The 14,170-nt window shown below is 56.3% G+C and carries 14 protein-coding genes; 10 read left to right on the top strand and 4 right to left on the bottom strand.

Annotation, left to right across the window (positions count from 1 at the left end; translation table 11 throughout):
* Positions 1 to 109: 109 nt before the first annotated feature.
* A complete protein-coding gene (gene dksA / locus ABF979_RS13395) occupies positions 110 to 523 on the bottom strand; it encodes an RNA polymerase-binding protein DksA (RefSeq protein ID WP_046900902.1) in 414 nt (137 codons plus the stop codon).
* A gap of 231 nt (positions 524 to 754) precedes the next feature.
* Here dksA and ABF979_RS13400 point away from each other — a divergent pair, with 231 nt between their 5' ends.
* Genes ABF979_RS13400 through ABF979_RS13410 form a run of 3 tightly spaced genes read left to right on the top strand, consistent with a single transcriptional unit; the run spans position 755 to position 2,588 of the window.
* On the top strand, positions 755 to 1,885 hold the full coding sequence (locus ABF979_RS13400; protein WP_415560341.1) for a flagellar basal body P-ring protein FlgI: 1,131 nt from the start codon (positions 755 to 757) through the stop codon (positions 1,883 to 1,885).
* Positions 1,885 to 2,184, top strand: coding sequence for a rod-binding protein (locus ABF979_RS13405; protein WP_415560343.1), 300 nt, complete (start codon positions 1,885 to 1,887; stop codon positions 2,182 to 2,184). Before ABF979_RS13400 ends, ABF979_RS13405 begins: the two co-directional genes overlap by 1 nt.
* Positions 2,181 to 2,588, top strand: coding sequence for a flagellar protein FlgN (locus ABF979_RS13410; RefSeq protein WP_415560345.1), 408 nt, complete (start codon positions 2,181 to 2,183; stop codon positions 2,586 to 2,588). Before ABF979_RS13405 ends, ABF979_RS13410 begins: the two co-directional genes overlap by 4 nt.
* Positions 2,589 to 2,600: 12 nt before the next feature.
* Here ABF979_RS13410 and ABF979_RS13415 read toward each other — a convergent pair whose 3' ends face one another.
* The gene (locus tag ABF979_RS13415; RefSeq protein WP_415560347.1) at positions 2,601 to 3,893 is read right to left on the bottom strand and encodes a hemolysin family protein; all 1,293 of its coding nucleotides are present in this window, start codon (positions 3,891 to 3,893) and stop codon (positions 2,601 to 2,603) included.
* Between the two features lie 154 nt (positions 3,894 to 4,047).
* Positions 4,048 to 5,244 (bottom strand): adenosyl-hopene transferase HpnH, encoded by a 1,197-nt coding sequence (gene hpnH, locus ABF979_RS13420; RefSeq protein ID WP_046900163.1) that lies wholly within the window; start codon positions 5,242 to 5,244, stop codon positions 4,048 to 4,050.
* 302 nt (positions 5,245 to 5,546) lie between these two features.
* Between hpnH and ABF979_RS13425 the strand changes: the two genes are divergently transcribed.
* The 5 genes from ABF979_RS13425 (at position 5,547) to ABF979_RS13445 (ending at position 10,732) form a co-directional block, all read left to right on the top strand.
* Positions 5,547 to 6,203 carry an ABC transporter substrate-binding protein gene (locus ABF979_RS13425; protein ID WP_415560349.1) on the top strand — a complete coding sequence of 219 codons (657 nt, stop codon included), beginning with the start codon at positions 5,547 to 5,549 and terminating at the stop codon, positions 6,201 to 6,203.
* Positions 6,204 to 6,261: 58 nt separating this feature from the next.
* On the top strand, positions 6,262 to 7,476 hold the full coding sequence (hpnI, locus tag ABF979_RS13430; RefSeq protein ID WP_415560351.1) for a bacteriohopanetetrol glucosamine biosynthesis glycosyltransferase HpnI: 1,215 nt from the start codon (positions 6,262 to 6,264) through the stop codon (positions 7,474 to 7,476).
* Positions 7,473 to 8,897, top strand: a complete 1,425-nt coding sequence (gene hpnJ / locus ABF979_RS13435; protein ID WP_202206241.1) for a hopanoid biosynthesis associated radical SAM protein HpnJ — start codon at positions 7,473 to 7,475, stop codon at positions 8,895 to 8,897. Before hpnI ends, hpnJ begins: the two co-directional genes overlap by 4 nt.
* A gap of 96 nt (positions 8,898 to 8,993) precedes the next feature.
* The gene (hpnK, locus tag ABF979_RS13440) at positions 8,994 to 9,818 is read left to right on the top strand and encodes a hopanoid biosynthesis-associated protein HpnK (RefSeq protein ID WP_415560354.1); all 825 of its coding nucleotides are present in this window, start codon (positions 8,994 to 8,996) and stop codon (positions 9,816 to 9,818) included.
* Positions 9,819 to 9,931: 113 nt separating this feature from the next.
* Positions 9,932 to 10,732: a c-type cytochrome gene (locus ABF979_RS13445; protein WP_415560356.1), complete on the top strand. Its 801-nt coding sequence runs from the start codon at positions 9,932 to 9,934 to the stop codon at positions 10,730 to 10,732.
* A gap of 53 nt (positions 10,733 to 10,785) precedes the next feature.
* Here the strand turns inward: ABF979_RS13445 and ABF979_RS13450 are convergent, their stop codons facing one another.
* Positions 10,786 to 11,766: an adenosine kinase gene (locus ABF979_RS13450; protein WP_415560358.1), complete on the bottom strand. Its 981-nt coding sequence runs from the start codon at positions 11,764 to 11,766 to the stop codon at positions 10,786 to 10,788.
* Positions 11,767 to 12,060: 294 nt separating this feature from the next.
* On the opposite strand from ABF979_RS13450, the gene ABF979_RS13455 reads away from it, so the two are divergent.
* Together ABF979_RS13455 and ABF979_RS13460 are read left to right on the top strand one after the other, a co-directional pair.
* Positions 12,061 to 12,744, top strand: coding sequence for a bactofilin family protein (locus ABF979_RS13455; protein WP_371822672.1), 684 nt, complete (start codon positions 12,061 to 12,063; stop codon positions 12,742 to 12,744).
* A 302-nt stretch (positions 12,745 to 13,046) separates the two neighbouring features.
* Positions 13,047 to 14,170: efflux RND transporter permease subunit (locus ABF979_RS13460; RefSeq protein WP_415560360.1), on the top strand; the 1,124-nt coding region annotated here is incomplete at its 3' end.

Here is a 14,170-nt window from a genome sequence, read left to right on the forward strand (position 1 = left end):
AACTGTCGACCTCTCCCTTACCAAGGGAGTGCTCTACCACTGAGCTACAGCAGCAGTACCGGTGCCTTGGCGCGCTTCGTATCTCTTCAGCGCGCCAAGTGCAACCCCCTTAATCGTCGCGATGTACCTTTTCCATGCGCTCGTGACGTTCCTGAGCGTCGATGGAAAGCGTAGCAATCGGACGTGCTTCCAGGCGCTTCAGACCGATAGGCTCGCCGGTTTCCTCACAGAAACCGTAGCTTCCGTCTTCGATCCGCAGCAGAGCCATATTGATCTTGGCAATAAGCTTACGCGCACGGTCACGGGTTCTTAGCTCGAAAGCACGATCCGTTTCGACGCTTGCACGGTCTGTAATGTCAGATTCATGAATCCCGCCTTCTGAGAGACTGGCGAGTGTGCCGTCAGCCTCTTTCAGCAGGTCCGCACGCCAGCGCAGAAGCTTCTGCCTGAAGTACTCCACCTGGAGGGGGTTCATGAATTCTTCTTCGTCGGAAGGGGTATAATCCGGCGGTAGCGTAATCATGCGCATCCAATCCCAGCTAATCCGCCAACGTCCGATCGATAGCCGCGGGCGATAACGCGCGGCTTATAGCCATCACAGATCATTTCGCCAACCCCGTAGATCTTTATTCCATATCTCCTTCAACCGCAGAATTCCGCGCCCGTGTTAGGTGTTTCTTTACGATACCGCGTCATCCTGAGTGTCAAAGGGTCTTTGTTACAGTTTAACCCGTCAGGATTTCACTGAACTTTCATGTCTGTCCTCTTCAGCTCTCATCCAATTTTTCGGCGCCTAACTGCTGTTTTCTGCGCTTTTATCCTGTGCATCCCGTCTCTGACGCTGGCTGCCACCGTCCGCATCAAGGACATCACGGACATGGAAGGCGTCAGAACCAACCAGTTGATTGGCTATGGCCTCGTGGTCGGTCTCAACGGCACAGGGGACCGGCTGACAAATTCCATTTTTACCCGAGAGACTCTGATTTCCATGCTCAACCGGCTCGGTGTCAACATTCGGGATCAGGAGACACAGTTACAGACTCATGACGTCGCAGCGGTCATGGTCACGGCAGACCTGCCAGCGTTTGCCCATGGCGGGAATCGGATTGACGTCACCGTCTCTGCCGCTGGTGATTCCTCATCGCTCACAGGGGGAACACTCCTCGTTACCCCTCTCATGGCAGCAGATGGCGAAGTTTACGCCGTCGCGCAGGGTAGCCTGGCGACAAATGCCTTCAGTGCCCGTGGCGCTGCTGCTTCCGTGACCCGCAACGTTCCAACCAGTGGCCATATCGCAAATGGTGCGGTTGTGGAGCGTGAGGTTCCGTTCGATCTCAGTCACCGCAAAAACCTGCATCTCAGCCTACGGAACCCTGATCTGACGACAGCCAGCCGAATGGCAGCCGTTATCAACCGCACAATAGGTCCCATCGCTGTTGTCGAGGATCCTCGAACAGTCCTGCTGGATCTCAGTACCCGTGACCCAGTCCCCACGCTGTCTCGCATCGGAGACCTGCTCGTGACGCCCGACAACCCAGCCAAGGTTATCGTGGACGAAGCCAGCGGAACAATCATCATGGGCGCTGACGTCCGTATCAGCACAGTGGCGGTTGCGCAGGGCAATCTGACAGTTCAGATCACGGAAACCCCACAGGTTTCTCAGCCTGGGCCGTTTTCAAACGGCCAGACTGCTGTTGTCCCTCGTACCAACGTCAAAGTTGACACGGGCAAGAATAGTCATTTGGCCGTTCTTCCAGGTGGAACGACCTTAAGAGAACTGGTGTCAGGCCTGAACGCACTCGGCGTTGGCCCACGTGACATGATCAGCATTCTGCAAGCCATCAAAGCGGATGGAGCCCTGCAGGCAGAACTGGAGATGCGCTGATGACTGCCTCAAACCTAAAGCCGCTATCACAGGGCTATGCCCTTCATGACAAAGCACTTGATGCTGCGAAAACGCTCAAAGCAGCGCGGGATTTTGAATCCATGACCATCAATCAGATGCTCCAACCCATGTTCCAGTCCAGCGATGACAGTCAGAATATGTTCAGTGGAGGAGCGGGAGAGCAGCAATTCCGTCCCATGTTGGTGGAGCAAATTGCGAAGCAGATGGAGAACAACGGCGGCTTGGGCATGACAGACGCCATTGATCGACAGATGCTGGCCATGCAGGAACAAAAATGATGACCACGTCCATCATCTCAGCAATGAAAAAGCTTATTGCGATTCTGGCGCTTGAAAATGATGCCCTGTCAGAAGCGCGACTTTCTGACGCCCTGAAGCTTATTCCACAGAAACAAGACATAGCAACAGAACTGGAAACAGCCATCGCAACGGCCTCTGAAAAGGATGCGTGTGCTTTTGCAGGTACACCATTGTCTCCAGAGCATCGTAGTCTTCTGGAAGAGATGATCGCGCTAGGAAAGCGAAACGGCGAGTTACTCCAGCACGCAATTTCTTCGCAGAAGCGCGTCATAGAACTCCTGACAACTTTTCGACCGTCAGAAATGGTCCAAGGCTATGGGCATACAGGGACGTATGCCCAGGAGGAAGGACAACGGCAGGCACTGTTCATTAGCCGTGCCTAACCAGAAGCAGAATTAGTCTTCCGCTAGAACCTGCCTGCTAACCTTAACCTTCGAGACGCGGCGGCGATCCATTTCCAGCACTTCGAACAGCCAGCCTTCAAAGGCGACCTTATCGCCTCTAGCTGGAACACGCCGCAACAAAGCCAGAATTACCCCACCCAGAGTATGATAACTGCCTCCCCCTGGCAGCTCCGGCAGCTCCAGGCGAGAGCGGAGCTCATCGGCAGGCATGAATCCATCAAACAGATATTCATCCCCGCCTTCGGCAGCCTGGAGTTCGAAGGAATTGGCTTCGGTCTTTTCTTCACCGACAATGGCTTCGAAAACGTCAGACGGTGTCACGATGCCTTCGAAAGAGCCGTATTCGTCCAGAACGAAAGTTATGCCGATATTTACACCACGCAGGCGTTCAATCATGTCCTGCGCGCTCAGACTATCAGGAATGACAGGGGGCTCGCGCAATGCTGCCTCAATGGACACCGGCATTCCCAGCAACAGACGGTCCATGATGTCTTTGGCAAGAATGACACCGACCGGATGATCGACGTCCCCCTCACACACTACGATACGCGCATAGGATGACTGCCTGAGCTTACGCACGAGCGTTTCCTGGTCAGCGTGACGGTCTACCCAGAACAGCTCGTTGCGAGGTGTCATGATGGCTCGGACGGGCCGGTCAGCCAGGCGGAGCAGGCGTTCGATCATGGCCTGTTCGTCCGTTTCCAGAACGCCAGCACGCGCGCCTTCAGCGAGAACAGCTCGGAGTTCTTCCTCCGTCACAGCGGCACGGGTCAGAGGCCCGACACGAAGCAGGCGCAGTACAAGCGATGACGTGCCGCTCAGAAGCCACACGACAGGCTGAGCGACGCGAGCGACGACCACCAGAAGCCAGGACAGGCGAGACGCGATGATCTCAGGCTGTTGCAATGCAATCTGCTTGGGAACCAGTTCACCAAACACCAGCATCGCAAAAGTTATGATCGCCACGACCAGAACAATCGAGAGCTCACCCGCGAAGGGGTGCAGAGCGGGAACGGTTGCTATCCACTCCCGGATGTTGGCTTCAATCTGGCTTCCGCCAAACGTACCTTCCAGAATCGAAACCAGCGTCATGCCAATCTGAACGGTAGGAAGAAACGCATGCGGGTCTTCCGCCAGGCGCAGAGCTGCGGGCGCGCCGCGGAAACCCTGCTTTGCAAGGACTTCCAGCCGGGGGCGCTTGGCTGAAATAAGTGCCAGCTCTCCCATGGCAAAAACAGCGTTCAGAAGAATAAGCAGGCAAATAACAAAGATCGGGGTCAACATGGTCCGGCCGGAGTAATGAGACCCTGATGATAGTCAGGACTGCCGTTCGACACCATGACATTCATGCCACACTCGTAGTTCTGTATGACAGAACACAAAAAAACCGGCCTTGAAGGCCGGTCTTTCTGCATAATCCAGTCAGAAAAAGACTGTGTCAATCAGCAGCGTCAGCTGCCGCAGTCACAGTATTGGCTGCCGGACGGCCATTTACACGGACACGCGGACCACGAGCTGGCTTGCCACCTGTCGTGATCTTTTCCATCTGCTGCTCCACCTGCGCTTCATAGCCGTATTCGGCAGGCCGCTGGTTGGCGAGCGAGATTTCCGGAACCATCGGCTTTTCAGTTTCCGGTCCGAACAGTGCGACCTTGGCGATGTGCCAGGGACGACGAACGGCATCCATCACAGCCGTGGATTCGTAGCCTGAGTGAACCATGCAGTCAGCGCATTTCTCATATGCGCCTGTACCATACTTCTCCCACTCAGTGTCGTCCATCAGCTCCTTGAAGGTTTTGGCATAGCCTTCACCCAGCAGATAACAAGGGCGCTGCCAGCCAAACACGGTGCGGAGCGGCTTGCCCCATGGCGTGCAGTGGTAGTTCTCGTTACCAGCCAGGAAGTTCAGGAACAGCGGCGACTGTGTGAAACGCCACTTCTTGCCCTTACCCAGACGGAAAACATCGCGGAAAAGCTGCTTGGTCTTCTGGCGGTTCAGGAAGTGTGCCTGATCCGGAGCGCGCTCGTAAGCATAGCCCGGAGCGGTCATGATGCCATCAACGCCCAGCGCCATGACTTCATCGAAGAACGCAGCCAGACGCTCAGGAACCGCACCATCGAAGACTGTGCAGTTGATGGAAACGCGGAAGCCACGTGCCTTGGCGGCCCGGATTGCTGCCGTCGCCTTCTCGAACACGCCGTCCTGACAGACCGACGAGTCATGCATCAGCTTGTCGCCGTCCAGATGCACGTCCCAGGAGAAGAAGTGGGATGGCTCGTAATCATCGAGCTTCTTCTCGAGAAGAAGGCCGTTTGTGCAGAGGTAAACGTACTTCTTCCGCGCAATCAGACCCTTGATGATCTGAGGCATTTCCTTGTGCAGAAGGGGTTCACCACCTGCAACGGCAATGACGGGGGCGCCTGCTTCCGTGTCGGCATCCAGACATTCCTGCAAGCTCATACGCTGGTTCAGGATCTGCGCCGGGTAGTCGATCTTACCACAACCGGCACACGCCAGATTGCAGCGGAACAGCGGTTCGAGCATCAGGACCAGCGGATATCGCTTGCGGCCCGTGAGGTGCTGCTTGACAACGTACCGTCCGACTCGGACAGCCTGCATCAAAGGAACGGCCATTATAATCCTCTGGTTCTAGCCACCGACAGTGTGCGCCGTGACAGCGCGCCGGGGCCCTAAACATCTGAATGAGGCCCGTATGGCCTAGGCAATGTCGGTTTGTGTTAACCGGCACCGAGAAGGCGCATCGGACTCTTGATTGACTGGCTATAGCCTCATTGCCATGTGGGCCTCAATGTCGTTGGTTGCAATTCTATGTAGTGATGTGGCCATTCGACCACAGAACGATTTACGCATCCGGCGGTTGATACCGTGCAGTAAGAGCATGACCTCTTGCATAAAACGTCTCAGAGGACGAAAGCATGACCATGAATTCCCGATTTGCCCAGAACGCGACTCTGTCCCTTCTTGTGACCAGCCTCTTCGCAGGCGTCCCGGTGGCAGCAGCGCAAGCCCAGACCGCCCCAGCAGCCAGCGAAAGCTCTGTATCCGCGCCAGCCGCGCCAATTCAGGGTTTGTATGATGCTCTGAAAACTGCGCAGACGACGGGCAAGACCGCACAGCAACGCGCCACAGTGATTGCGCCGGCCGTTGACCATGCGTTTGATCTTGAGGCCATTCTGCGTCGCTCTGTGGGGGTGCGCTATAATAATCTGAGCGCAGCTGATCGCACCCGTCTGCTTGGATCGTTCCGTCAGTTCACAATCGCGCGATATGCATCTTCTTTCAAACCGGGAAGTAACGCCGTCTTCACTATCCTGCCGCAGACCCGCCCTAACCCAACGGGTGGCCAGATTGTGGATACGACCATTGGCGGCGGTTCTGATGGTGGCACGCCAATCGATTACATCATGACGAGTGGCCCCTCAGGCTGGCGCATCACAGACATTCTTCTGGATGCCCATATTAGCCAGGTTGCCGCACAACGTGCCGATTTCGGCGGCGCTCTGTCCCAGGGCGGTGCAAGCGGTCTTGCAGATCTGCTGGACCGGAAAACGACCAAATTCCTGCATGATTGAGTCCCGCGCGGCTACGAAGCTCTTCCTTCCTGATGTGAAGGGGAGATAAAAGACCGCCGTGCCTTTACCTCTCTCCATTGCAGCTGGCTTCTGTACACTCGTATCTGTAGCTGGAAATATTCAGGCCCTTACGGGGGCTACCCTTCTTGCACGTTTCCGCACGCGGGAACGTCGAGAGGACGAGGCCGTCCGCATGTCGGGCAGGCGTTGGCCAGCTGTTACAGTACTCAAGCCTCTTCATGGCAACGAACCCCTTCTTCGGGAGGCACTCGAGAGTGTCTTCACGCAGGACTATCCGGACTTCCAGATTGTTTTTGGCGTTCACGACGAAGCTGACACGGCTCTGTCCGTCGTTCAGGATCTTCACCAGAAACATCCGCATGTCCCTGTCAGCATTGTCATCAATGCTGCGGAACATGGTCCGAACCGGAAAGTCAGCAACCTCATCAACATGTTCGATGAAGGGCGGCACGATGTTCTGGTCATTTCAGATTCTGACATTCACTGCGCTCCGACTTACCTGAAGCACGTCGTTTCCAGCCTCGAAACTCCAGGTGTCGGACTTGTGACGACTCTTTATGCCGGGCGCACGGCTGGTGGAACGCTGGTCCAGCAACTTGGCGCCTGTCAGATCAACCACAATTTTCTGCCAGGCGTGATGATGTCACGCCTGCTGGGTCGTCAGGACTGTCTGGGCGCCACCATGGCTCTCACTCGACAGACACTGACTGAAATTGGCGGACTGGAAGCTCTGGTCGATCACGTGGCGGACGATGCTGAACTTGGTCAGCTTGTCCGTCAGCGTGGTCAGGGCATCGCCATTGCGCCGTCCCTCACCCATACCACTGTTGGCGAACACACCCTCAGCGAGTTGCTCTCTCACGAGTTACGCTGGGGCAGAACCGTCAAGAATGTTGAACCCGTCGGCTATGGCCTGTCTTCCATTCAGCTTCCGCTGTTCTGGGCCGTCACAGCCGTTCTTTTTCGTCCCAATACATGGTGGACCTGGCTTCTGCTGGGGCTGACCTGGGCCATTCGTGGCCTTGGAAGCCGCATTATAGACCGTGCAACGGAGTGTCCTTTGCCCGCTGCAATCCCTCTTCTGGTCATCCGTGACTGGCTCTCCGCAGCCATCATGGTGGGCAGTGCAAGAGGGTCACGCGTTGCATGGCGCGGCAGAACGGTCCATATCGCCCGAAGAAAACGTAAATCTTCGGCGCGCGCCACAGCGTTCCAGTCTGGCGCCACCACCCACAGGAGTGTCCGATCATGATGAGAACCCTTTTTCTCCAGCCTCCTTCCTTCGACGGCTTCGATGGTGGTGCTGGTTCCCGTTATCAGGCCAAGCGTGAAATCAAGTCTTTCTGGTTTCCAACATGGCTGGCTCAGCCGGCAGCTCTGGTGCCCGGCTCCCGCCTGATCGACGCCCCACCGGCAAAGATGGGCATGGATCCGATCCTTGAGGACGTAAAGAATCGCGACCTCGTCGTCATGCACACCTCCACGCCGTCCTTCGCATCAGACGTCCGCGTGGCGCAGATGATCAAAGACGCCAACCCGAAGATCATGATCGGCATGGTCGGCGCCAAGGTTGCCGTGCAGCCTGACGAGAGCATGAGACAGGGTAGCCCGATCGACTTCGTGGCGCGCAACGAGTTCGATTTCACAATCAAGGAAATCGCCGAGGGCAAGCCGCTGGCGGAAGTGGACGGCATCACCTGGCGTAATGCTGACGGCGAGATCATCGCGAACAAAGAACGCGCGATGATTGAGGACATGGACAGCCTTCCGTTCGTAACGGAAGTCTACAAGCGTGATCTCAACATCAACGACTACTTCATCGGCTACCTGAAGCACCCTTACATTTCCATCTACACGGGTCGTGGCTGCAAATCCCGCTGCACGTTCTGCCTGTGGCCGCAGACGGTTGGCGGCCATCGCTACCGCACGCGTAGCCCGGAGCATGTTGCTGCCGAGATCCGTCTCGCCAAGCAGTACTTCCCGGAAGTACAGGAATTCATGTTCGATGATGACACCTTCACGGACGACCTGCCCCGTGCCGAAGCGATTGCCCGTGAAATGGGCAAGCTGGGCGTTACGTGGTCCTGCAATGCCAAGGCGAACGTCCCTTACGACACCCTGAAGATCATGAAAGAGAACGGCCTGCGTCTTCTCCTCGTGGGCTATGAGAGTGGCAACCAGCAGATCCTTCACAACATCAAGAAGGGCATGCGCGTCGAAGTCGCCAAGGAATTCACGAAGAACTGCCACAAGCTGGGCATCAAGATCCACGGCACGTTCATCGTTGGTCTGCCGGGCGAAACGAAGGAAACCATTCAGGAGACCATCGCTTTCGCCAAGGAAATCAACCCGCACACACTGCAGGTTTCCCTGGCCGCTCCTTATCCGGGCACGGCACTCCACAAGCAGGCAACCGAGAATGGCTGGCTGAACGTTGATGCGGCCGAGCTAATTGACGAGAACGGTGTGCAGATTGCTCCCCTGCACTACCCGCACCTGTCACACACGGAAATCTTCGAAAGCGTCGAGGAATTCTACCGGAAGTTCTATTTCCGTGGCTCCAAGATCGCTTCCATCCTGAACGAGATGATCCGCAGCCCGCAAATGATGAAGCGTCGTCTGCGCGAAGGTGTGGAATTCTTCCAGTTCCTTAAGGACCGTCACGCGGCCTGAGACCGTCCCTGACGGCCTCGTTCTCTCGAAAAGGGGCATGGCTTGACGGCCATGCCCCTTTTTTCATGACCCTCGCCCCTGTTCCGGAGCTTCATCATGACCCGTCGCGCCATTGTTTCCGCCGATGATTTCGGCATGAGCCTGGAAGTCAACGAAGCCATCGAGGCAGCCCATCGCAAGGGTATCCTTTCAACGGCAAGCCTGATGGTCGCCGGAGATGCCGCAGCGGACGCTGTCCGTCGGGCGAAAGCCATGCCTGACCTGAAAGTCGGACTGCACGTCGTCGCTATTGAGGGAAAATCCGTATTGGACCTTCCCGCCATTACGGATGAACAGGGCTGGTTTGGCCGCAACCAGTTGCGGCTGGGGGTCGAATATTTCTTCAGTCCCCATGCCCGAAGTGCCATCCATCGTGAAATTGAAGCGCAGTACCGCGTCTTTGCCCGTACAGGCCTTCCGCTGGATCACGCGAATGCCCACAAGCATATGCATCTGCACCCCACTGTCGGGCGCTTCCTGATCGAGTCAGGCCTAAGTCACGGCCTGAAAGCTGTGCGCTCTCCATTTGAGCCACCTGAGCCTGTGGACGCAAAAGATAGCATCGGTGATCGCGCCTTGCGTCGCTGGATTGGAGTCCTTCGCCATCAGATCCACAAAGCGGGCCTAAAGACCAATGACTGGTGTTTCGGGCTGCGCTGGTCTGGCCATATGACCCCTGACCGCATTCAAGCCCTCATTCCGAAGCTTCCCCAAGGCGTCAGTGAGATTTATTTCCACCCCGCCACGGCTCAAAACGCCATGATGCATCGCTTCATGCCCACCTACGATCAGGAGGGCGAACTCGCTGCGCTTCTCGATCCCGGTGTGCGAGATGCTTTCACACGTGAAAATGTGAAGCAGATTGGCTGGTCGGATCTTTAAGGCGTCGGACCGCTCGTTTTTTTGCTGTTTACTCACTCCGTTCCGAGACCATTATGATACCGAGGGTCTGCAAGCTTCTGAACTGACAGGGATTTTAACGAGTGAAAGCAAGAATGAACGGACGGCACCTTTTCAAGCGACTGTTTCTTCTCGCAGGGCTGGTGGCCTCGCCAGCCTGGGCTAATCCGTCCGCAGTTCTGAGCGTCAAGGACGGGGATACCGTTCACAAGTTCAGTGTTGAAGAGCTTCTGCATCGCCCCGAGACCCAGAAGCTTGATCTTTCCCATATCAAGCAGCCCCTCGGGCCAGACGTTCCCGCGATTCCACTTTCGGCCCTGATCCATCAGGATGATGCGCTGGCTTTTCAGGCGACTGATCTTTTCACGGCGGAAATTCCTAGAAGTGTTTTCGAACAGGCCCGCAAACATCACGTCACTGCGTGGATCGCCATCGAAGACAAGGAATGGCCTAAACGCCGTCCTCACGGCCATGACCTTGGGCCATTTGCCCTTGTGTGGACCGGTGAGGAAGTTGGCATCATCAAGCAGGAACAATGGGTCGACCAGCTTGCGGTCATTACGCCGTCATCCAGCAATGAGCTGCCTGTCGGAACCAGTTCCGCTGCAGCACAGGGACAGGTTGTCTTTGCTGAAAACTGTCTTCCCTGCCATCAGTTGATGGGCGTCGGTGAAGGCACGATGGGCCCCGATCTTGGTCGCCCGATCCCAGTTACGGAATATATTACGCCTAAGGGGCTACGTGCCATTGTTCGCAACCCGAAGCAGGTGCGGAAATGGCCGAGCGAACATATGGAAGCATTTCCGGAGAGCGCGATTTCGGAAACCGAACTGGATGCACTCTGGACCTATCTTCAGGAAATCGGCCAATCGGAATTGGCCCGGAAACATCTCTGATCGTTCTGCGATCAAGGTGATCCGGGAAACATATTCCCGGATCACCCCCTACATCAGGCGCGCAGAGTAAAATCTTCCTGCGGCCGCGCACCAAAGCGCGTGATGATGGCACCAGCAGCCTGATTGCCGAGCTTCGCGCACGTCACAAGGTCATGCCGCTTGCTCAGACCAGCAAGGAATCCAGCCGCAAATGCATCACCAGCGCCGGTCGTATCCACAACCTTGACTGGCGTAGTCGGAACATCGTGACGCTCGCCCTTGCTGATGACGACAGCGCCCTTTTCGCTCCGCGTGACGATAGCCAGCTGAGTTTCTGCAGCAACCTGACGCAGAGCGTCTTCGAAATCAGTCGTTTCGTACAGCGCCAGAAGCTCGGCTTCGTTGGCAAAGAGAATATCGACGTGACCGGCAACGAGCCCACGGAATGCCGCGTGATGACGGCCGACGCAGAACGTGTCTGACAGGGTAAGGGCAACCTGACGGCCAGCCTTGCGGGCCAGCGTGGCAGCATGCTCGAAAGCCGCCTGAGCATGGGGCTTATCGTACAGATAGCCTTCCATGTACGTGATGGCAGCATCCGTAACAGTCTCTTCGTGAACGTCTGCCGGTGTGAATTCCGTGCAAGCCCCGAGATAAGTGAACATGGTACGCTGCCCATCGGGCGTCACGAGCACGATGCAGCGCGCGGTCGGAATTTTTTCAGACGCAGCAAGTGGCTGGGACGGGAAAGTCAGGCCCTGATCGCGGATATCCTGCGTAAAATGCGTCCCGGCCTGATCTTCAGCAACCTTGCCAAGATAAGAGACTTTTGCGCCCATACGAGCCGCAACCACTGCCGTATTGGCACCAGAACCGCCACCGGCAACACGTTCAACAGCAATACGGTTTTCAATGTCCTGCGCGGTTGTCGCATCGATGAGCGTCATGCTGCCTGGAGTTGCACCAAGATCGGCAATAACAGCCGGGTCAACAGAGGCAAGAACATCGACAATCGCGTTGCCGATGCAGAGGAGATCGTGTTTGGGGGCTGACATTAAGGCTCCAGAGTTCACAAAAAGGCAAAAAATCGTTCAAGACGCCGTCTGCGCCATTAAATCAACACGATCATAGGTGCCCTCTGGGAACACGCCAACACCCGGGACGAATGCACTCTCCTGTTCTGCGCATGTCAGATTATGACATTTGCACGCAAGCGCGGGTTGTCCGTTCGGGGCGTGACCGTGTAAGCCTTGTCAGAGGCCGTTCCTGACGAACCCTGCACCCGCAGGTCCGGTGTCGAGCGGCCGAGACATAGTCCTTGTTCTTTCCAGATCCGTAGCGGGGTTTCCTTGTTCAGAAGACGCAAACCGGAAGAAGACGCAAAGCCTGCCGAGACAAGCAAGCTCGCCGGGCAGCCCATCTTTCCCAACCGGCCGGATGCTTCCAGCCAGACCACTCCTGCGTCCGGATCCGGAACAGCCAGCCCGCAGCCCAACCAGCAGAAGGACCCCGCATCTATGGGTCGTACCCCTTTCCCGGCGCCGCCATCCCCGAACAACCTGCCGGGCGCAACGCCGGCAACTGCGCCCCGTCCGGGTGCAGCAGGCGTACCGGGAGCACCGCGCCAGACGGGTCCGGATCGTCGTACGCTGGTCGTTGGCCGTGGTATCAGCGTTCAGGGTTCGGTTCAGGATGCCGAGCGCCTGGTCGTTGAAGGGACTGTCGAGTCCAGCATGATTCAGGCGGCGGAAGTCGTTGTTGCACAGGGCGGTGTCTTCCGCGGTGCGATCGAAGTTGAAGATGCAGAAGTTGCCGGCACGATTGACGGCACCCTGACCGTCAACGGCAGCCTCACCATCCGCGGCAGCGGTCGTCTGATCGGCAAGGCAAAGTGCCGTCGTCTGCAGGTTGAAGATGGTGGCCAGATTACCGGTCAGCTCGAAATGATCACGGATGGCGTTGCCCCACGTTCCCCGATCGTGGAACCTGCGAAGGCTGCTCCGGAAGCCGCTGAGGAAAAAGCTGAAGGCTGATCCAGCCTCCATCTTTCTCTGAAGGTATCGAAAAGCCCGCTTCCCTGACTGGGGAGCGGGCTTTTTCGTATACGCAATGTCCCGGGAAAGCCCCCTTCTGATACAAATCCATTTTCTCTATAATAAATTTGCTTTTAATAAATATAAATTCATTACAGGCCGTATAGAATACACGACTTCAAACAACAGATTAAATCTGCATTTAATTAAATCTCTGTATTAAATGGGAGTTTAAATCTAACTTTACAACATAGTGTGTATATCGGCGCATCTACCTAAACCGCATCAGGACGCGCCAACCAATGAATGCCATTGTTGTCACCGCGCTAAGACGACCCTTAACGTTCGTCGTCCTGTCGATTCTGATTGTGATGCTTGGCATCCTCTCGATCCTCAGGACGCCAACGGACGTATTCCCCAATATCAAGATTCCGGTCGTCGCAGCGGTCTGGACCTATCCAGGTCTTCTGCCACAGGAATTTGCTGGCCGTATTACCTACAACTTCGAACTGGCTGTTACGACAACAGTTCAGAACATCGAACATATGGAGTCCAACTCCTATTATGGCCGGTCGATTGTAGATATTTACTTCCAGCCCGGCACGCCCATCGGGGAAGCCGAAGCAGAAGTGACGGCAATTTCGCAGACAGTGCTCCTGGGCCTTCCGCCCATGGTGCCTGCACCAATGATCATGGCCCTGAACCCGTCTCAGGTTCCTGTCATTGCCCTGCAGATCACATCTGACAAACAAACACCGTCCGATCTGTTCAAACTCGGCGTAATTACAGTTCGTCCACTGCTCGCAACCGTTCCGGGTGCCGTCGTGGCTCACCCGAATGGCGGCATGGACAGCTTTGTCATGGTTTCCATGAACCAGGCCGAGCTTCGGGCCCATCATCTTGCTGCGGCGGACGTACAGGCCGCACTGCGCAAGCAGAACATCGTTCTGCCAGCCGGTGACCAGAAAATCGATGCGACCGACTGGATGGTGCAGACCAACGCAGCTCCGCAAAGCATGGAAGACATTGCCAATATCCCCGTCAAACGGGTTGGCAATGCGGTCATCTATGTGAGGGACGTCGCGGACGTCTATCGCGGTGGCCATCCTCAGACAAACCTGGTGCTGGTGAAGGGCCGTCAGGCCGTAGAAGTCATTACCCAGAAGGGTGGTACCGCCTCCACTCTGGATGTTGTGGCGGCGACCAAGGCGCTTCTTCCGCGTCTGCGTCGAATTCTGCCGCCTGATGTGCATGTCTCGATCCTTGAAGACGCCTCCGTGATGGTGAAAGACCAGATCAAGGACGTCGTGCAGGAAATGATCACCGCCGCGTTCCTGACAGGTATCGTGGTCCTCCTGTTCCTTGGCTCCTGGCGCTCGACCGTCATCATCGCAACCTCCATCCCGCTGGCCATTCTGTGTGCGCT

This window comes from Gluconobacter sp., assembly GCF_047723935.1.
Lineage (GTDB): Bacteria > Pseudomonadota > Alphaproteobacteria > Acetobacterales > Acetobacteraceae > Gluconobacter.

Coding starts and splice junctions, on each gene's coding strand:
- dksA (WP_046900902.1), bottom strand. CDS start 523: ATGATTACGCTACCGCCGGATTATACCCCTTCCGACGAAGAAGAATTC.
- ABF979_RS13400 (WP_415560341.1), top strand. CDS start 755: ATGTCTGTCCTCTTCAGCTCTCATCCAATTTTTCGGCGCCTAACTGCT.
- ABF979_RS13405 (WP_415560343.1), top strand. CDS start 1,885: ATGACTGCCTCAAACCTAAAGCCGCTATCACAGGGCTATGCCCTTCAT.
- ABF979_RS13410 (WP_415560345.1), top strand. CDS start 2,181: ATGATGACCACGTCCATCATCTCAGCAATGAAAAAGCTTATTGCGATT.
- ABF979_RS13415 (WP_415560347.1), bottom strand. CDS start 3,893: ATGTTGACCCCGATCTTTGTTATTTGCCTGCTTATTCTTCTGAACGCT.
- hpnH (WP_046900163.1), bottom strand. CDS start 5,244: ATGGCCGTTCCTTTGATGCAGGCTGTCCGAGTCGGACGGTACGTTGTC.
- ABF979_RS13425 (WP_415560349.1), top strand. CDS start 5,547: ATGACCATGAATTCCCGATTTGCCCAGAACGCGACTCTGTCCCTTCTT.
- hpnJ (WP_202206241.1), top strand. CDS start 7,473: ATGATGAGAACCCTTTTTCTCCAGCCTCCTTCCTTCGACGGCTTCGAT.
- hpnK (WP_415560354.1), top strand. CDS start 8,994: ATGACCCGTCGCGCCATTGTTTCCGCCGATGATTTCGGCATGAGCCTG.
- ABF979_RS13445 (WP_415560356.1), top strand. CDS start 9,932: ATGAACGGACGGCACCTTTTCAAGCGACTGTTTCTTCTCGCAGGGCTG.
- ABF979_RS13450 (WP_415560358.1), bottom strand. CDS start 11,766: ATGTCAGCCCCCAAACACGATCTCCTCTGCATCGGCAACGCGATTGTC.